The following is a 17,678-nucleotide window of genomic DNA, read 5'->3' on the forward strand; positions in this document are numbered from 1 at the left end:
CGGCTTGATCAAAGCGGTAAACACTTTTGAACCAACGAAAAACATCAAACTGGCCACCTATGCCAGTCGATGTATTGAAAATGAAATTTTGATGTATTTGCGCAAGAGCTCCAACCGCCGGCAAGATGCCAGCATTGATGAGCCGCTGAATACCGACAACGATGGCAACGAACTGTTGCTGATGGATGTACTTACCAGTGACCAGCCGCAAGTGGGGGAAGAGCTGGAACGAAACGCCGAACGCGCCGCCCTGCGCCGGGCGGTAGAACGTCTGGCGCCGAGGGAGCGGCGCATTATGGAGCTTCGATTTGGGCTGAACCATGAAAGCGAGCATACCCAGAAGGAAGTGGCGGACACCTTGGGGATTTCCCAAAGCTATATCTCCCGTCTGGAAAAACGTATCATCAAACGGCTGCGCCGGGAGTTGGAAGCCGTGGGTTAAGCGGTTTCGGCGCGGGTATTGTTGACAAAGTAGTAGGCCAATCCATTCATCATGTTCATCTCCGGTTCCTCCGAGTAGATGAGATACTCAAAATCCCCGCGTGTCCAATAGACTGCCGCGCGTCGACCAGCCTTTTGGCTTTGCGTTACCGTGATTCCGGCAATATCGTATTGCTCCACACTTTCAAAAGCATCGGCATAATAGTTTTCGGGAAAACGCATCTTGCCCCGCTTGGAAATAAATAGGGTCATAAAACGGCCGGGCACGATACTGTAATCCAAAGCGGCAATGCTTTCTTCGATCAACCAATACCGTTGTAGAATGATTAATTCGTTGTCAGGGTAAGCAGTCAAACGAAACCCCGCCTCCTGTGCGTAATTGGGGGTAAGATATTGGGTGCGGGTTTCACGCCCGGAACTCTTAACCTCTCTGGTGAGTACCAATGTCAAGATCAACGCGACGGAAACCACTGCCAACAAAATCAGCACAATCACAAACCAAATGGCTTCAACCATAGGGCGACCCTCCTTTGTGTTCATGCTATGTACGACACACAAAGTTTGTGCAGAAGATTTTACCAGCGAGCGGCTTGTTTGCTGAAAGCCGCAGTGGACCATACTCCTAAAAGAAATAAAGGAGGATGGTAAAATGTATGCAGGCAAGGTGGAACTGTGCGGCGTGGATACCTCCCAGCTTCCCGTGCTGAGCGAATCGGAAAAGAGCGCCCTGCTCCGTGCGGCGAGAGCCGGGGATGCCTCGGCCAGACAAAAGATGATTCAAGGAAATCTGCGTTTGGTCCTGAGTGTGGTGCAAAAATTTTCTAATCGCGGCGAAAATCTGGATGATCTGTTTCAAGTGGGGTGCATCGGTCTCATCAAGGCTATCGACCATTTTGATCCCAACTTGAATGTGCGCTTCTCGACCTATGGGGTCCCCATGATAGTGGGAGAAATCCGGAGGTTTTTGCGGGACAACAATCCGGTCCGTGTCAGTCGGTCTATTCGGGACCTTGCCTATCATTCTATGCAAGCCCGGGAGGCACTGCAAAAAGAGTGTGGCAGGGAACCGAAAATTTCGGAAATCGCGGCCCGGGTAGGTGCAGCACCGGAAAATGTGGCGATGGCATTGGAATCTGTGGTGGAACCGGCCAGCCTTTATGAGCCTATCTATTCAGACGGAGAGGACTGCCTTACACTGGTCGATCAGCTTCATGATGCCACCGGGGAAGAAAGCTGGATCAGTGACATTATGTTTCGGGATACGGTGAAGGCGCTTTCCGCCCGGGAAAGACGTATTATTGCCATGCGGTATCTCAATGGTAAAACGCAGATGCAGGTGGCGCGGGAAATCGGAATCAGTCAAGCACAGGTGAGCCGACTGGAGAAAGGGGCGCTACGTCACATCAAAGAGCAAATTTCTTCTAATTGTTAAAAAATCCCGGCCGGTTTTATGATCCGGTCGGGATTTGGCGTTTATGAAAATGAATTAGCCCAGTTGTATGCCACACGCATTCAAGGCGCGCAGAAAAGACTTTGGATTTTTATATAAGATGCCGGTGATGCCAAGGTTGTAAGCCGCTTGCGCATTGATCTTACTGTCATCTACAAAGATGGATTCGTCGTACGCCAAATTGCATTTTTGCATCAAGGTTGTATAGATTTCCGGCTCGGGTTTGCATAGATGTACGTCGCAGGAAGCAACCCCGCCGTCAAAAAGGGCAAACCAGTCTCGCTGGCGCAGCTCATCCATAATGTCTGTTGAGATATTTGTCAGATAATACACACGGTATCCGGCGTTTTTCAGCTCTTTCATGATTTTGACCGTCGTCTTTTTGGTACGCAGCATGGAGGCCCATTCCTCGATCACGGTACGTACTTCAAATTCCCGGTTGACATGGGCAGCGTTTTCCAACATCGTGCGATTGGCGACCGCACGCGTAATAGTGCCGCGGTCCAGATCCTGCCACTCCTGACTGCCAAAGGTTAGATCGTAGACGATCTCTTCGGCGTGTTTGTTCATAAAACGGTCCATTAAGAAGTTGCGGGGATTGAAGTCCACCACAACGCCTCCAAAATCAAAAATCACGTTTTTATACATAAAAGCCTCCGGAACTTTGCTAACATTTTTTCTATTATACACGGAAACTATGGAAGAAACAATTCCTTTTTCTTTGCATACAATGAATCGACTTCTTGCCGGAAAGGGAGTGCTTGCAAGGTGACCTTACATGAATTGAGTGAGAAAGATGTGATTCAAGTCAAAACCGGAGAAAATCTGGGGCGGATAGATGACCTGATTTTTGATGAAGGCAGCTCCAAGTTGCTCTCGGTCGTGTTGCGTGGGAGAGGACGTTTGTTCGGTCTGCTGGGGTACGAAGATGACCTCATTATCCCTTGGGAAGCTATAAAAAATATCGGCGCGGATGTCATTATGGTGGAGGCGGAACCACTTCCGACGCAACACAGAACAAAGCGATGTCAGTAATCTGTATATTTTCTGTAAAAGGCAAGAATTGCGGGTGCATTTTTTCTTCGGTCATGCTATAATATGCCTAAACATCGGAACGGAGGCCTTGCAGTGCAAAAGTTGGCCCACGGCCTTGTAAAGCACCCGCTGTTATGGGCAACGGGGACTGCGCTACTCGTTATCACATGGGGTGCGTTATTCTTAATTGCGCCGATTTGGCAAATGCCCACCGACGCAGCTCCTTATCAGGTTCCGTCGCAAAGCGTTGTGGCAACACAACCGCCTAAAGAACAGGAGGAGCCTGTTTATGTGAATACCGCCGATGCAGAAGAATTAATGCGGTTGCCGGGAATCGGACCAGCCAAAGCACAAGCCATTCTATCGTACAGGGAAACCTACGGGCCATTTTCTTCTTTGAAAGAATTGGAGAAGGTGGATGGAATCTCTTTGCGGATGGTAGAGAGCTGGGAAGGGTTGGCGTTTGTGGAAGAAGCCGGGCACACCGATACCGAATGACAGGAACGGGAGGAAGAGGATTTTGGAAAAGCCGGAAAGCATTTTTATTAATCGTGAATTGAGCTGGCTTGATTTTGATAGCCGCGTCCTTGCGCTGGCAAAAGAAAAAAATGTGCCATTGGGAGAACGACTGAAATTTGCTGCGATCTTCGGCAGCAATATGGATGAATTCTTTATGGTGCGTGTGGGTTCGTTGTATGACCAAACGTTGCTGAAAAACAATAAGCCTGATATTGTTACCCATATGACGGCCTCGGAACAGATTGCGGCCATTACACCGCGGGTCGCGGAATTGCAGGCGAAGTGCGACAAATACTTCCAGCACCTTATGGGATGGCTGGCGGATGCTGGGTACAAAAAGGTCGACTTCAATAAACTGAGCAAACAGCAGGAACATTTTTGGAAGACCTATTTCCAACGGGAATTGCTGCCGCTGCTTAGTCCGCAGATGTGGATTCCCGCCATCCGTTCCCCTTTCTGAGCAATAAAGATATTTATTATATTGCCCAACTGTACAACAAAGGGGAAAAGGGTGACGGTATTAGCTTTGGCATTGTACCGGTCAGCAACCGCTTTGAGCGGGTCCTGTTTGTCAAAGACGGGGAGACGACCTGCTTTGCCTTTATCGAGGAACTGGTAGCCCATTATGCGGCTACGATTTTCAATACCAGCACCGTACAAAAACAGTGTCTGTTCCGAGTTACTCGCAACGCAGATATTACGGTTGATGAGGGCATGATGGACCATGACATTGACTTCCGCGATGTCATGAGCGAACTTTTGAAGAAGCGCCGCAAGCTGGCGGCGGTTCGTCTGCAGTTCTGGCCTGAAGCGCCGCAGGAAATTGCCAAATTTTTGCGGGAAAAGCTGGTTGTTCCGGCTTCTCGTTGCTACGCGCAGACTTCGCCGCTGGATACCGGCTGCTTGTTTAAGCTTGCCAGCCGAATCGCCAATGACGGTGGGCATACAGAAATGTTCTATCCCGCCGCGAAACCTATGCAGGCACCTGCCGGATATGATTTATATACCGAAGTACGCAAACACGATGTGCTGCTGGCTTACCCCTACCAGAGCATTCGACCGTTTATCCGGATGCTGTTGCGTGCAGGTGCTGACCCCAATGTTGTGTCCATCAAGATGACCCTTTACCGTATGGCCAGCGATTCCCAGATTGTAGGAGCCCTGATCAATGCCGCCGAAAACGGAAAAGAAGTGGTTGCGATGGTGGAGCTTCGCGCACGTTTTGATGAGCAGAACAACATTGACTGGTCCAAACAGCTGCAGGATGCTGGCTGTACAGTGCTGTACGGCTTTGACGACTACAAAGTGCATTCCAAGCTGACGTTGATTACCAGCCGTGTGGATGGCAAGTATCGTTATCTGACCCAGATCGGCACAGGAAACTATAACGAAAAAACCAGTGAATTGTACACCGACCTTTCTTTTATCACCACACGGCAGGATATTGGTGAGGAAGCCAATGCGGTGTTTAACAATATGGCTTTGCAGCGTTTGACCAGCGAAGCGGATACGATGCTTGTGGCGCCGCTGCGTTTTAAGACGGTATTGTTGGATGAGATGGACCGTCAGATCGCACTGGCTATGCAGGGCAAACCGGCGTCCATCATTCTGAAGAATAACTCTATCAATGACCCTCAAATTATCGCTAAAATTAGCGAAGCTAGCTGCGCCGGCGTCCGGGTGGATATGATTGTCCGTGGCATTTGCTGCGTGCGTGCCGGTGTGCCGGGACGTACAGAAAATGTTCATATCCGCAGTTTGGTGGGACGCTATCTGGAGCATTCCCGGATCTACTGTTTCGGCAGCGGAGAAAACATGCATATCTACATTGCCTCCGGTGACTTCCTGACACGTAACACGGAACGGCGTGTGGAGGTAGGCGTTCGGGTAGATGATCCGGCTATTGCCAAAAAGTTGCGTGGCATTTTGGACTTGCAGCTACGCGACACCGTCAATGCCCGGGAAATGCAGCCCGACGGGACCTATACCAAAGTGAAACCTGCTGAAGGACAGCCCCCGGTGGATAGTCAAATGGCTATGTTCGGCTATTTCAAAGACGGTTTTGTGATGGAAGCGGAAAAGCCCAAGCCGGCAGCTCCCGCAAAAGCGATTGCAAAAAAAGCAGTGGCGAAACCGGTGGCACGGCAGGCGTCTTCGTTGCGTCCGTCCCGATCGGGGCTGTGGCAGAACCTATTCGGCCGCGGCAAAAAATAAAGGAGTCTCGTATGAAAACCTGTGTTGTCACCGCGAATTATGGTTGTGATCCTCACAAGATCTGGCTATACTTGACCAAACCGACCCTCAACGGCTGGCGCAAAGATGTGCAAAGCTATGAAGAAAGCGGCGATGGTATGGACGTGATGGAATACAATGTGGACGGGAGCAAAACCGAATTGCATTTCACCCGCAAAGAAAAGCCGCGGTGTTTGAGCTGCAACTTCCAAAAAGGAAAAGTTAGTGGCACCTTTACCGCCATCTTATTGGGCGGGGGAGACTCTACGAGTTTGGAGTGTACGATGGAAGTGCAGGGGCTTGGACTTTTTGCTAAACCCCAAAAATTGCTGGAAGAACGTCTCCAGATGTTACACGCCACGCTGGGTGTGTGAAAACACTACGGAGTAGATTGAAAAGAATCCGCGCTGACGAATCATTCGTCAGCGCGGATATTTTTTGCCTCTGTACCGTATATATCCTAAAAGGAGGTGGTTTTCGATGTGGGAAGAAAGCAAAACAACACCCCCACAGGAGAAAAAAACAATTCGCCCCAAACGCTCATACGAGGATGGCGGAGACTGGATTTTGGGGGCTCAGGCATTCCTTTCATTAGCTTTTGTAGGGGTTGTACTGGCGGCAAAAATACTGCAATGGCCGATTCTGTCGCCCATTCGCACAACCTTTATGGCGTTAATGCAGCCGGAGCAAAGCTTGTTTTTGAGTGAGGAACGCAACTTTTCTGCCTTTACTGAAGAGGTGGCACGTTCAGTCGAAGAAACCGTGTCTACACTGTGGCAGAGCGTCAATGGCTCCGCTACGGCAGAAACAGCAGCACGAAATATACACCCCAAGGCACAGCCGGTACCTGCTGGGGCTTCGTTGGAAAGTTATCTGCCGGATTTTTCCTTGGTGTTCCCTTTGCAAGGATGGAACAACACCGAAACTTCCGGATACGGTTGGAGGACCAACCCCATGGGCGGATCCGGTACGGAATTCCATTTGGGAAACGATCTTGCCGCGGAGGAAGGAACCACCATTTTGGCTGCGGCGGATGGTGTTGTGCGTGTGGCGGCTGTACATCCCAGCTATGGCAACTATCTGCGCATTTTACATGAAAATGGAGATGAAACCTTATATGCCCATTTACAGTACTTGTTTGTGCATGTGGGACAGCGTTTGTCTCGAGGGGAGCCGATTGGGACTGTAGGCGATACTGGAAACACCACCGGTCCACACCTTCACTTTGAATTGTTGCATAAGGGGATCCGCTATGACCCGTCTGAAGCATTACAAACAGCGGCGTAAAGCACGCATTCACCTGCAAGCGCCGTTGGTCACCCTTTTTGTGCTGTCTCTTTTGCTGGCATGGGACGGTGCTGGCATTGTACGCATGGGATTACTCTGTGCACTGCTGCATGAAACAGGCCACCTTTTGGTATACCGATGGCAATGGCATCATTGGCCGGATTTGCAGGTGTCTCCGACGGGAATCTGTTTACTGATGCGGGGAACCGCGATGACGGCCCGACAAGAATTTTTTTTGGCTGCTGCGGGTCCTATGGTAAATCTTGCGGCGTGCGGCTTGGTACTGGGTTTCATGGAACAGACTCGGTACAGTTACACCGGATATTGGTTTGCCAGCACCAATCTTTTGGTAGGGGGGATCAACCTCTTGCCACTGCCGGGGCTGGATGGGGAACGGATTCGGCGTTCTTTTTGGCATTAAGGGCAGATGGTTGCATTTCCGGCCTGCATGGGGTACAATAAAACGAAACAAATGACAAGGATGGTTCAACCATATGGCGGAATTTTCCCCGAAATTTAAAGAGGCACTGAGTTTGGTGCAGAAACCCGGCCGCTACACAGGCGGTGAACCAGGGAGCGTGTATAAAGACCCTAGTAAAGTGGATGTTCGGATGGCGTTTTGTTTTCCGGACACGTATGAGATCGGCATGTCTTTTCTGGGCGAAAAGATTTTGTACGATCTTCTCAACCGCCACGAAAATTGGTGGTGTGAGCGGGCCTTTATGCCTTGGACCGACATGAAGGAACAGATGGAGCGGCTGGGTATTCCGCTATACTGTCTGGAGAGCAAAGACCCCTTGACAAAGTTTGATATTGTGGGCTTTTCTCTGGAATATGAGCTGTGCTACACCAATGTGTTGGCTATGCTGCGTCTGGCAGGCATTCCTCTGCGTGCAGCGGAGCGCGATGACCAGTGGCCGTTGATCATTGCGGGCGGTCCTTGTGTTTGCAATGCAGAGCCGATGGCGGACTTCTTTGATGTGATGCAGTTGGGCGAAGGCGAGCAGATGCTGCAGGATATCTGTGCCGTTGTGGAACAGGGGAAAAAGCAGCATTGGGATAAAGAAACACTTTTGCTGGAGTTGGCAAAGGTGCCGGGGGTGTATGTCCCGTCGTTCTACGATGTGACGTATTTGCCGGATGGTCGGATCGAATCCATTTGCCCGAATCGTCCCGGCGTACCGGAGCGCGTTACCAAAGCGATTGTCACAAACATGGATGACTACGAACCACCCAAAAACTTTGTGGTGCCGCTGGTCGGCGCGGTGCAAGACCGTGCCAGTGTGGAAGTGCTGCGCGGCTGTGTGCGCGGTTGCCGTTTTTGTCAGGCTGGACAGATTTATCGTCCCTTCCGGGAACGTTCTCCCAAATTAATCAGCGATTGTGCCCGGGAATTGTGCCGCAATACTGGTTATGATGAATTAAGTTTAACGAGCCTTTCTACGTCGGACCATTCGCGTCTGGAAGAAATTCTCGACGAACTGAATTCTTGGGCGGAGGCCGATCATGTGAGTCTTTCGCTGCCCTCACTGCGCGTGGACAACTTCTCTCAGTCTTTGGTAGAGAAGACAACCAAGGTTCGCAAGAGCGGTCTGACTTTTGCGGCGGAAGCCGGGACCCAACGGCTGCGGGATGTGATCAACAAAAATGTCACTTGGGAGCAGATCGAACGTGGCTGCCGGATTGCGTTTTCGGAGGGGTACACCTCGGTCAAGTTATATTTCATGATGGGACTTCCCACCGAAACCATGGAGGATATTAAAGGAATCGCGGACACGGCGCAGAAAGTTGTGGATTTGTTTTATCAGATTCCGGATAGACCCAAAGGAAAAGGTGTTCAGGTCACCATTAGTGTGGCATGCTTTGTGCCTAAACCGGAAACGCCGTTCCAGTTCTGCGCGCAGGATCGCCGGGAAACCTTGCAGGAAAAGCAGAAATATCTGCTCAGTTGTGTGCATTCCCGCAAAATCAAAGTGAACTATCATGATAGCGCTACCAGTGTGTTGGAAGGCGTTTTTGCGAAAGGTGATCGCCGATTGGGTCGCGTCATCGAAACCGCCTTTGAAAATGGGGCATTCTTTGATACCTGGGAAGAATACTTCGACTATGATCGCTGGATGGAAGCCTTTGCTGCCTGTGGAATTGATCTGGATTTTTATAACTACCGAGAGTTGGGCCTAGACGAGGTGACACCCTGGAGTCATTTGGATGTAGGGGTGAGCCACGCACATCTGGTGCGGGAATATCAAAAAGCCCTCAAGGCCGAAACGACACAGCCTTGCAACCGTCAGTGCAGCGGCTGTGGTGCCAACAAATTGCTGGGAGGACCGTGTTTTGACTACAGTAAGAATCTTCTTTGAAAAACGCGGAGAATCCGCTTATATTTCGCTGTTGGATCTGCAAAGAGTATTTCATCGCCTTTTAAAGATCAGCAATCTGCCGGTTTGGTATACGCAGGGGTTCAACCCGCACATTTATCTTTCCTTTTCTTGCCCGCTTTCCTTGGGGCAGGAAAGCCTATGCGAAAGCTGCGAGGTTAAAACGGAGCAGGAAACCATCGACGGGGCAGCATGGCAAGCGGCTTTGCAGCCCCTGATGCCCCGCGGCATTACAATTACAAAAGTGGCTCCCGCAGAACATAAAGTGGGGGAAATCGCTTCTGCGGCCTATCGCATTACAATGCCTCTTGCGTCTGCTGCTGTGCTGGATGCATATAATGAGGCTTCTGTGGCGGAAGTAACCAAGAAAACCAAGCGTGGCCATAAGACCCTGGACCTAAAAGAATACTTGCCCTGCATCACTTATGAACAGGACGGGGAACAACTTCACTTTGTTATCCAGTTGCCGTGCGGTTCAGGGGAAGCACTTAATTTGAATCCTTCGCTATTGATGGAACATCTGCACGCACAGGGCGGAGCCCCTGCGTGGCAATGCCAAGTGCTGCGCACCCACCTGTACACACAAGAGGGAGCCGACTTTACCTAACGTAAAAATCTGGAATTTTTTGCGGCAAAACGCTTGCAATTTGCAAAGACGTGTGGTATTATACTACGGCAATACACACGCATTGCGTTGTTTTTTTGTGCCCATTTTTGAGAGAAGATAGGTTAGAAAACATAAAACGTAATGCGGAGGGTAAAACTAAATTTATTGGAGGAAACAAACAATGGCAGTCGTATCTATGAAACAGCTTCTGGAGGCCGGTGTTCACTTTGGTCATCAGACCCGCCGCTGGAACCCCAAAATGGCGAAGTACATCTTCACCGAGCGCAACGGCATCTACATCATCGACCTGCAGAAGACCGTGAAGAAACTGGACGAGGCTTACAACTTTGTCCGTGACACCGCTGCTGAGGGCGGCGAGATCCTGTTCGTCGGCACCAAGAAGCAGGCTCAGGAGTCTATCCGTGACGAAGCTACCCGCTGCGGCATGCACTATGTCAACGCTCGCTGGCTGGGCGGTATGCTGACCAACTTCCGTACCATTCGTAAGCGCATCGATCGTATGGAGCAGCTGAAGAACATGCAGGCTGACGGCACCTTCGATCTGCTGCCCAAGAAGGAAGTTGTCAAGCTGGAACTCGAGATGGAAAAGCTGGACAAGTACCTCGGCGGCGTTAAGAACATGAAGAGCCTGCCCAAGGCTATGTTCATCGTTGACCCCCACAAAGAGCGCATCGCTGTTTCTGAAGCTCGTAAGCTGAACATCCCCATCGTTGCCATCGTCGATACCAACTGCGATCCCGATGAGATCGATTACGTGATTCCCGGCAACGACGACGCCATCCGTGCCGTTAAGCTGATCTCCGGCGCTATGGCCAATGCCGTTCTGGAAGGCAAGCAGGGCGTTCAGGAAGCTCCCGCTGCTGAGGCTGCTGAGAGCACCGAGGCCTAATTGTTTTAGGATATACGCGTAAGACAGAAAGGACAAAAAGAGTATGGCTATTTCTGCAAAAGACGTTATGGAACTGCGCCGCCAGACTGACTGCGGCATGATGGAATGCAAGAAGGCTCTGACTCAGGCCGACGGCGACTTCGAAAAGGCAATCGAAATCCTGCGTGAGCAGGGTCTGGCCACCGCCAGCAAGAAGGCTGGCCGTATCGCTGCCGAGGGCATGGTTTATGCAGTTTCTTTCGATAACTGTGCGGTTGTCGTGGAAGTCAATGCCGAGACTGACTTCGTTGCCAAGAACGACAAGTTTGTTGAGTTTACCAAGGAACTGGCAAAGGTCGTGGCCGACCAGAACCCTGCCGATGTTGAGGCTCTGATGGGCTGCAAGATGGGCGACGGTACTGTGGACGATGCTCTGAAGGCTCTGATTTTGGTCATCAAGGAGAACATCAAGGTTCGCCGTTTTGCTCGTTATGAGGGACATTGCGCCGCTTATGTTCACGGTGGCGGCACCCATGGTGTTATCGTGAAGTTCGAGACCAGCGATGAGGTTGCTGCAAAGGCTGAATTTGCTGTGTTCGGCAAAGACATCGCCATGCAGATTGCTGCTGCGAACCCCAGCTACCTGAACGAGGCTGCGGTTCCTGCAGAAACCATTGCCAAGGAAAAAGAGATCATTCTGGCTCAGATGGCCAATGATCCCAAGACCGCGAACAAGCCCGATGCCATCAAGGAGAAGATGGCCGTGGGCAAGCTGGGCAAGTTCTACAAGGAGAACTGCTTGGTGGATCAGGCCTTCATTAAGGACGGCAACATGGATGTGAAGAAGTATGTTGCTGATACCGCGAAGGCTCTGGGCGGCGATATCCAGATCGTGGCTTATACCCATTTTGTTAAGGGCGAAGGTCTGGAGAAGCGTAACGAGGACTTCGCTGCTGAAGTGGCCGCTGCCATCAAGCACTAAGACTGTTTGGGACAGGATACGTTGTCGCAAAAGCGCGATTGAGCTGTCGTAAAACAAATATCGAGAGTAGCGTGGGGGAAACCTTGCGCTACTCTTTTTGTTTTGCACGAAAGGGGAAGCACAAAGGTGCTATATGATACCGCTCCCTAATTCGCAGCGCGCCAATAGAAGCTACAAGGCAACCACAATAGCAAAGCAATCATTATTAAAAGCATTCTGTAATCAGGAAATTCTTCCATTTAAAGCATGGGGAAGATTAATATTCTTACGACCTGCCCATACTTACGGGCAATGGGGGCGTATACATGTCAAAACGCAGGCTGTTCACTTTAGAGATAGTACTGGTGTTGCTAGCAGGTATTGTACTTTGTCGGGTGTTTTGGATTGGTACAGAAACTAGTTATGCGGCTAGCGCCGGAGCCCAAACGGCACAGATCACATCACTGCCTCGTCAACGCGGAAACTTCTATGATCGGGATGGACGGCTGCTGACCGGATACACCCCCGAATGGTATGCTTTATGTATTCCGGGGGATGCTAGTTACGCAACTTTGTTCCCTTTTGTGTCCTATGCCGAACAAGTTCAACTCTATGAAAAACGCAATGCAGCCAGTCCATTCCTCATACAGGTCGATCAAGACCTGACCAATCGAGGAATCCCTACCTATCGGTCCGCACAACGCTACTTGACGCTCCCCATAGCTGTTCATCTTCTGGGATACTTGGATGGGGAAGGAAAGGGGGTTTCTGGATTAGAGGCTGCCTACGAGGACCTGCTACAAAGCGCAAGAGATGAAATCGTTGTTTCTTGTGTGACTAGTGCGCAGGGCAATTTACTGGATGGAGTTTCACCAAGCATGGAAATTCAGAAAGTGGGGACCGGAGAGGGGGTACAAGTAACACTGGATGCTAACCTGCAAAGAATTTGTGAGGGAATTGCCGCGTTAGCGATGCCAAGGGGGTGTATTCTTGTAATGGATACCCAAACCGGTGAGGTTTTAGCCAGTGTAAGCACACCGGAATATGATCCTACGAATGTGGCCAAAAGCATTCAGGCGGATGATACTTCCCTGATCAATCGAAGTTTCAGTGCATTTAGTGCGGGGTCTGTTTTTAAAGTGGTATTGGCCGCGGCCGCCTATGAAAACGGTTTGGATTGGTTTACTCACGATTGTACGGGAAGTGTAGAAATAGCCGGGCAAGTGTATCGATGCGCGCAGGGGAGAGCGCACGGAGAGGTTAACCTGCGTGGTGCGCTAGAGCAAAGCTGTAACTGCTACTTTGTAGAATTGGGACAACGGTTAGGAGGCAATGTGATTCGAGAAAAAGCAGAAGAATTTGGCTTTGGGCAAGCCTGTGCCGTGGCACCGGGGCTAAAGAGTAATGCGGGAAATTTGCCGGAAGTTACCGAACTGGAGAATTTGGGGCAGTTGGCCCTTTTTAGTTTTGGTCAAGGCGGGTTAACGGCAACCCCTTTGCAGATTACGGCAATGATGAATGCGGTAGCTGATGGAGGTCTGTACCATTCACCGCGTTTGGTTCGGGGCGTGGTAGACGCCTCGCTGCACCTGACCACAGAATTAAAAATACCGGAAGCGGAAAGAATCCTGTCAAAAGAAACGGCCGCAATTCTGCGGAATATGCTGCAATCGGTGGTAGAAGAGGGAATTGGCCAAGACGCTCGGCCGGAAGCATTATCTGCAGGCGGAAAAACCGGTACAGCTCAGACAGGACAGTTTGACGAAAATGGCGATGAATTGCTGAATTATTGGTTCTGTGGCTTTTATCCTGCTGAGGAACCTCGCTATACCATCACGGTGTTGCAGGATGGGGTACTAGAGCCAGAGAACTCCAGCGCAAAGATTTTTGCGCAAATTGCCAATGCGCTTCATGTCTACGATGAAGAACTCTTTGAATCGGGAGAAGAGCTTGTAACAAAAACCAGTTGACAAGGTCATGAAAGGGATTTATAATAAACTCCGTAAAAGGAAAATGGCGTTGAAGGGGCTAATGCCGGCCCGATCAGTCCACAGAGAGGATATCGTAAGGTGTAAGGTATCCGGCTGACCTCCGGCGCAGCCACCCCGGAGCTTTTGGTGCTGAGCCAAACGTAGTTGCGGCGTTAACGCATAGAAAGTGGCGGTTGGATTCAGCCGCAAACCGGGTGGTACCACGGAAGCGATAAGCCTTCGTCCCTGTATAGGGGCGTGGGCTATATTTTTTTCGTGAGCCTTTTTGCCGTAAAGAACCAATGGATGGGAGAACGTATTGTTATGCAATGGACTGGCCTGAATGAACTTCGCGAAAAGTACCTGCATTTTTTTGAGACGAAAGGACATCTGCGTCTGGGCAGCTTTCCGCTGGTGCCGAAAGACGACCCGAGCTTGCTGTTGATCAACAGCGGCATGGCTCCGATGAAAAAGTGGTTCCTTGGTCAAGAGGAACCGCCCTGTCATCGCGTGACAACTTGCCAAAAGTGCATTCGCACGCCGGATATTGAGCGTGTAGGCATTACGGCGCGCCACGGCACCTTCTTTGAGATGCTGGGCAACTTTAGCTTTCAAGATTATTTTAAAGAGGAAGTTATTCCTTGGGCTTGGGAGTTTTTGACCAAAGAATTGGAAATTCCTGCGGATAAGCTGTATATCTCTGTTTATCTGGATGACGATGAAGCCTACGACATTTGGACCAAGAAGGTAGGCATCCCCGAGGACCACATGGTTCGTTTTGGTAAAGAAGATAACTTCTGGGAGCATGGCTCTGGTCCTTGTGGTCCTTGCTCGGAGATTTATTATGATCGCGGACCTGAGCACGGCTGCGGTAAGCCCACTTGCAAAGTTGGGTGTGACTGCGATCGCTATATGGAAATCTGGAACCTCGTGTTCAGCCAGTTCGACTCTGACGGTAAGGGCCACTATGAGCGTTTGCCGCGTCCCAACATCGATACCGGTATGGGTCTGGAACGTCTGGCCTGTGTTATGCAGGATGTGGGCAACCTCTTCGAGGTGGACACGGTTGCTTCTGTGCTGCACCATGTGGAGAAGATCTCTGGCAAGAAATATGGTGATAGCGAGAAGGATGACATCTCTATCCGCGTGATTACCGACCATATCCGTTCCACTGTCTTTATGGTTTCGGATGGCATTCTTCCTTCCAACGAAGGCCGTGGTTATGTGTTGCGTCGTTTGCTGCGTCGCGCGGCGCGTCATGGCCGGATGTTGGGGATTGAGCGGCCCTTCCTGACCGAGCTGGTAGATACGGTGATCGAATCCAGTGAAGCGGGCTATCCCGAACTCCGTGAGCATGAGTCTTATATCAAGAAGGTTGTCGGAACCGAAGAGCAGCGCTTTGGCCGTACCATCGATGCCGGTCTGAACATCTTGAACAATATGATCGAAGAGCGCAAAGCGGCAGGGGAAACCGTTTTGTCCGGTACCGAGGTCTTTAAACTGAACGATACCTTCGGATTCCCGCTGGACCTGACCAAAGAAATCGCTGCTGAAGCTGGCTTTACGGTGGATGAGGATGCCTTCCATGTGGAGATGACCAAGCAGCGTGAGCGTGCGCGTGCTGAACGTTTGGCCAAAGACATTTCTGGCTGGAGCGCCGATTTGTTTGGTGAGTTGACCGCCGAGCCGACGCAGTTTGACGGGTACGAAACGCTGCGGGAAACTGCGAAAGTACTGGCGCTCTCGGACGGCGAAGAGCTGGCAGACGCTATTGCTACCGATGAGGCTGGCGAATCCAAAGATGGTGTGCTGGTCGTTTTGGATCGCACTCCCTTCTATGCCGAAATGGGCGGTCAGGTATCGGATCACGGCTACATTACCTGCGGCGATGCCAAGTTGAAGGTTACGCAGGTCAAAAAGACCCCCAAAGGATATTTCGTTCATACCTGTGAATTGCTGGACGGCACCATCAAGGTAGATGATACGGTGACGGCTGCCGTAGATGAGGCACGCCGTATGTCCATCTGCCGCAACCATACCGCAACCCATCTGCTGCAGAAGGCGTTGCGTGAGGTGCTGGGTGAGCATGTGCATCAGGCTGGCAGCTATCAGGATGATAAGATTACCCACTTCGACTTTACCCATTTCAGCGCGGTAACCAGCGAAGAACTGGCGGCTGTGGAGCAAAAGGTGAACGAGAAGATCTTTGCTTCTTTGCCGGTCACGATCCAGAATCTACCCATTGAAGAAGCTAAGAAAATGGGCGCGATGGCACTGTTCGGAGAAAAGTATGGCAACGTGGTTCGTGTTGTGGACGCCGGCGGCTGGAGCACCGAATTCTGCGGCGGTACCCATGTGCAGAACACTGCGCAGATTGGCTGCTTCAAGATTTTGAGCGAATCCAGCGTGGCGGCCGGCATCCGCCGTATCGAAGCCACCACGGGCTTTGGCGTCCTGCGCTTGTTGGGTGAGCGTACAGAGGTTCTGAACCGCACTGCTGCGGTATTGAAGGCCAACAACCTGAAGGATGTTGCACCTCGCGCGGAAGCTTTCGCTGCTGAACTGAAAGAAGTAAACAAACAGTTGGATACCCTAAAAGCTGAGATGGCTTCTGCTAAGGTAGACGGTCTCTTTGAAAATGCCGCCGATGTGGATGGTGTTCGCATTATCTCGGCATATTTGACTGGTACCGGCGCGGATACGCTGCGGGAGATGGTAGACAAAGTGCGTGACAGAGCTCCCAATGCAGTGACCGTTTTGGTGGGCAGCGATGGGAATAAGACCATGATGGCAGTAGGCGTGTCCGTCAATGCGAAAGCCCGCGGCTTGAAAGCTGGTACGCTGGTCAAGAAGATCGCCGCTATTGCAGGCGGCAATGGCGGCGGTAAACCGGATTTTGCTATGGCAGGCATCCGGGATACCAGCAAAATCGACGAGGCACTGAACGCTGTGCCTGAAATTGTAAAAGCTGAACTGAACCAGTAAAGGGATTGGTTCGCGCATAGACAATTTTGCAAAAAGGAGGGAGCAAAGATGGACGATTGCTTGTTTTGTAAAATTGCAGCAGGGGAAATCCCGTCCAACAAGTTGTACGAGGATGATACGCTGCTTGCGTTTTACGACATTGACCCGCAGGCACCGGTTCACTTTTTGGTGATCCCCAAGCAGCATATTGCCTCGGCGGCCGCGTTAACTGAAGAAAACGCTGCCTTGTTGGGACATATCTATGCCGTCATTGCGGAGCAGTGCCGCAAGCTTGGGGTAGATGAAAGCGGGTACCGTGTTGTTACCAATGTGGGCGAGGACGGCGGCCAAAGTGTGAAACATCTGCATTTCCATGTCTTGGCCGGTCGCAGCTTGGCTTGGCCTCCGGGCTAAGACCGTTATTTCCCGTTTTTGACTTATTTGACGTAGAAAGAGGTTTCTATCATGGCAGATACCTATACCCTGCATATTGCTGGGCTGACCCGCGAATTGCCGATTTGTAAGGTAAACGATCATATGGATATCGCGGCTTTCATCATGTTCAGCGATGTGGAATTGACGGAGGCTTGTGCCGCTGCGCTTTTGAAAAAGGCACCTGAGTTTGACGTCATTTTGACCGCAGAGGCAAAGGGCATTCCTTTGGCATATGAAATGGCCCGGCAGAGCGGCAAATACTGGATCCCCGCACGGAAAGGCCCGAAACTTTACATGCGCAATCCGGTTGTGATTGAGGATGAGTCTATTACCACCGCCGGTAAGCAAGTCCTCGTAATCGATCAGAAGGATATCGATTATATGAACGGCAAACGCATCCTGATTGTGGATGATGTAATCTCCACGGGTGGTTCTCTCCATGCGTTGGAAACTCTCGCAGCGAAGAGTACCGGCACGGTGGTCGGTTGCTGCGCAGCGCTGGCGGAAGGT

The 17,678-nt window shown here is 51.0% G+C and carries 19 protein-coding genes; 17 read left to right on the top strand and 2 right to left on the bottom strand.

Annotated features, from left to right (window positions below; all coding sequences use genetic code 11):
* Positions 1 to 442 (top strand): sigma-70 family RNA polymerase sigma factor (locus Q0526_RS00325; RefSeq protein ID WP_298729733.1); only part of this gene is annotated, 442 nt, incomplete at its 5' end.
* On the opposite strand, the gene Q0526_RS00330 is transcribed toward Q0526_RS00325, so the two are convergent.
* Positions 439 to 957, bottom strand: a complete 519-nt coding sequence (locus tag Q0526_RS00330) for a hypothetical protein (RefSeq protein WP_298729735.1) — start codon at positions 955 to 957, stop codon at positions 439 to 441. The two genes, Q0526_RS00325 and Q0526_RS00330, sit on opposite strands and share 4 nt — an antisense overlap.
* 133 nt (positions 958 to 1,090) lie before the next feature.
* Here Q0526_RS00330 and sigG point away from each other — a divergent pair, with 133 nt between their 5' ends.
* Positions 1,091 to 1,873, top strand: a complete 783-nt coding sequence (gene sigG, locus Q0526_RS00335) for an RNA polymerase sporulation sigma factor SigG (protein WP_298729737.1) — start codon at positions 1,091 to 1,093, stop codon at positions 1,871 to 1,873.
* A gap of 54 nt (positions 1,874 to 1,927) precedes the next feature.
* On the opposite strand, the gene Q0526_RS00340 is transcribed toward sigG, so the two are convergent.
* Entirely contained in the window at positions 1,928 to 2,539 is a 612-nt protein-coding gene (locus Q0526_RS00340; protein ID WP_298729739.1) for an HAD family phosphatase, read from the bottom strand.
* A 120-nt stretch (positions 2,540 to 2,659) separates the two neighbouring features.
* Here Q0526_RS00340 and Q0526_RS00345 point away from each other — a divergent pair, with 120 nt between their 5' ends.
* From Q0526_RS00345 to Q0526_RS00415, 15 genes are all read left to right on the top strand, one after another.
* Positions 2,660 to 2,926 carry a YlmC/YmxH family sporulation protein gene (locus tag Q0526_RS00345; RefSeq protein ID WP_298729741.1) on the top strand — a complete coding sequence of 89 codons (267 nt, stop codon included), beginning with the start codon at positions 2,660 to 2,662 and terminating at the stop codon, positions 2,924 to 2,926.
* 93 nt (positions 2,927 to 3,019) lie between these two features.
* On the top strand, positions 3,020 to 3,424 hold the full coding sequence (locus Q0526_RS00350; RefSeq protein WP_298729743.1) for a ComEA family DNA-binding protein: 405 nt from the start codon (positions 3,020 to 3,022) through the stop codon (positions 3,422 to 3,424).
* Positions 3,425 to 3,446: 22 nt separating this feature from the next.
* Positions 3,447 to 3,905: a hypothetical protein gene (locus Q0526_RS00355; protein WP_298729745.1), complete on the top strand. Its 459-nt coding sequence runs from the start codon at positions 3,447 to 3,449 to the stop codon at positions 3,903 to 3,905.
* Positions 3,875 to 5,659 (top strand): polyphosphate kinase 1, encoded by a 1,785-nt coding sequence (gene ppk1 / locus Q0526_RS00360; RefSeq protein ID WP_298729747.1) that lies wholly within the window; start codon positions 3,875 to 3,877, stop codon positions 5,657 to 5,659. The genes Q0526_RS00355 and ppk1 overlap by 31 nt, the downstream gene beginning before the upstream one ends.
* Positions 5,660 to 5,670: 11 nt before the next feature.
* The gene (locus tag Q0526_RS00365) at positions 5,671 to 6,051 is read left to right on the top strand and encodes a hypothetical protein (RefSeq protein WP_298729749.1); all 381 of its coding nucleotides are present in this window, start codon (positions 5,671 to 5,673) and stop codon (positions 6,049 to 6,051) included.
* 106 nt (positions 6,052 to 6,157) lie between these two features.
* Entirely contained in the window at positions 6,158 to 6,964 is an 807-nt protein-coding gene (locus Q0526_RS00370) for a M23 family metallopeptidase (RefSeq protein WP_298729751.1), read from the top strand.
* A complete protein-coding gene (locus Q0526_RS00375) occupies positions 6,930 to 7,385 on the top strand; it encodes a peptidase (RefSeq protein WP_298729753.1) in 456 nt (151 codons plus the stop codon). The genes Q0526_RS00370 and Q0526_RS00375 overlap by 35 nt, the downstream gene beginning before the upstream one ends.
* Positions 7,386 to 7,458: 73 nt before the next feature.
* Positions 7,459 to 9,324: a TIGR03960 family B12-binding radical SAM protein gene (locus Q0526_RS00380; protein ID WP_298729755.1), complete on the top strand. Its 1,866-nt coding sequence runs from the start codon at positions 7,459 to 7,461 to the stop codon at positions 9,322 to 9,324.
* On the top strand, positions 9,299 to 9,949 hold the full coding sequence (locus tag Q0526_RS00385) for a TIGR03936 family radical SAM-associated protein (RefSeq protein ID WP_298729757.1): 651 nt from the start codon (positions 9,299 to 9,301) through the stop codon (positions 9,947 to 9,949). Before Q0526_RS00380 ends, Q0526_RS00385 begins: the two co-directional genes overlap by 26 nt.
* Before the next feature lie 181 nt (positions 9,950 to 10,130).
* Entirely contained in the window at positions 10,131 to 10,859 is a 729-nt protein-coding gene (gene rpsB, locus Q0526_RS00390) for a 30S ribosomal protein S2 (protein ID WP_298729759.1), read from the top strand.
* A 43-nt stretch (positions 10,860 to 10,902) separates the two neighbouring features.
* On the top strand, positions 10,903 to 11,820 hold the full coding sequence (gene tsf, locus Q0526_RS00395; protein ID WP_298729761.1) for a translation elongation factor Ts: 918 nt from the start codon (positions 10,903 to 10,905) through the stop codon (positions 11,818 to 11,820).
* A 305-nt stretch (positions 11,821 to 12,125) separates the two neighbouring features.
* Positions 12,126 to 13,769 (top strand): penicillin-binding protein 2, encoded by a 1,644-nt coding sequence (locus Q0526_RS00400; RefSeq protein ID WP_298729763.1) that lies wholly within the window; start codon positions 12,126 to 12,128, stop codon positions 13,767 to 13,769.
* Positions 13,770 to 14,093: 324 nt separating this feature from the next.
* The gene (alaS, locus tag Q0526_RS00405) at positions 14,094 to 16,754 is read left to right on the top strand and encodes an alanine--tRNA ligase (RefSeq protein ID WP_298729765.1); all 2,661 of its coding nucleotides are present in this window, start codon (positions 14,094 to 14,096) and stop codon (positions 16,752 to 16,754) included.
* Between the two features lie 48 nt (positions 16,755 to 16,802).
* A complete protein-coding gene (locus tag Q0526_RS00410) occupies positions 16,803 to 17,147 on the top strand; it encodes a histidine triad nucleotide-binding protein (protein WP_298729767.1) in 345 nt (114 codons plus the stop codon).
* Between the two features lie 51 nt (positions 17,148 to 17,198).
* Positions 17,199 to 17,678: phosphoribosyltransferase family protein (locus Q0526_RS00415; protein WP_298729769.1), on the top strand; the 480-nt coding region annotated here is incomplete at its 3' end.

The sequence above is a fragment of the uncultured Subdoligranulum sp. genome (genome assembly GCF_937890665.1).

Bases quoted from the DNA above. Each gene is read 5' to 3' on its own strand.
- Q0526_RS00330 (WP_298729735.1), bottom strand. From the start codon at position 957: ATGGTTGAAGCCATTTGGTTTGTGATTGTGCTGATTTTGTTGGCAGTG.
- sigG (WP_298729737.1), top strand. From the start codon at position 1,091: ATGTATGCAGGCAAGGTGGAACTGTGCGGCGTGGATACCTCCCAGCTT.
- Q0526_RS00340 (WP_298729739.1), bottom strand. From the start codon at position 2,539: ATGTATAAAAACGTGATTTTTGATTTTGGAGGCGTTGTGGTGGACTTC.
- Q0526_RS00365 (WP_298729749.1), top strand. From the start codon at position 5,671: ATGAAAACCTGTGTTGTCACCGCGAATTATGGTTGTGATCCTCACAAG.
- Q0526_RS00370 (WP_298729751.1), top strand. From the start codon at position 6,158: ATGTGGGAAGAAAGCAAAACAACACCCCCACAGGAGAAAAAAACAATT.
- Q0526_RS00375 (WP_298729753.1), top strand. From the start codon at position 6,930: ATGACCCGTCTGAAGCATTACAAACAGCGGCGTAAAGCACGCATTCAC.
- Q0526_RS00380 (WP_298729755.1), top strand. From the start codon at position 7,459: ATGGCGGAATTTTCCCCGAAATTTAAAGAGGCACTGAGTTTGGTGCAG.
- rpsB (WP_298729759.1), top strand. From the start codon at position 10,131: ATGGCAGTCGTATCTATGAAACAGCTTCTGGAGGCCGGTGTTCACTTT.
- tsf (WP_298729761.1), top strand. From the start codon at position 10,903: ATGGCTATTTCTGCAAAAGACGTTATGGAACTGCGCCGCCAGACTGAC.
- Q0526_RS00400 (WP_298729763.1), top strand. From the start codon at position 12,126: ATGTCAAAACGCAGGCTGTTCACTTTAGAGATAGTACTGGTGTTGCTA.
- alaS (WP_298729765.1), top strand. From the start codon at position 14,094: ATGCAATGGACTGGCCTGAATGAACTTCGCGAAAAGTACCTGCATTTT.
- Q0526_RS00410 (WP_298729767.1), top strand. From the start codon at position 16,803: ATGGACGATTGCTTGTTTTGTAAAATTGCAGCAGGGGAAATCCCGTCC.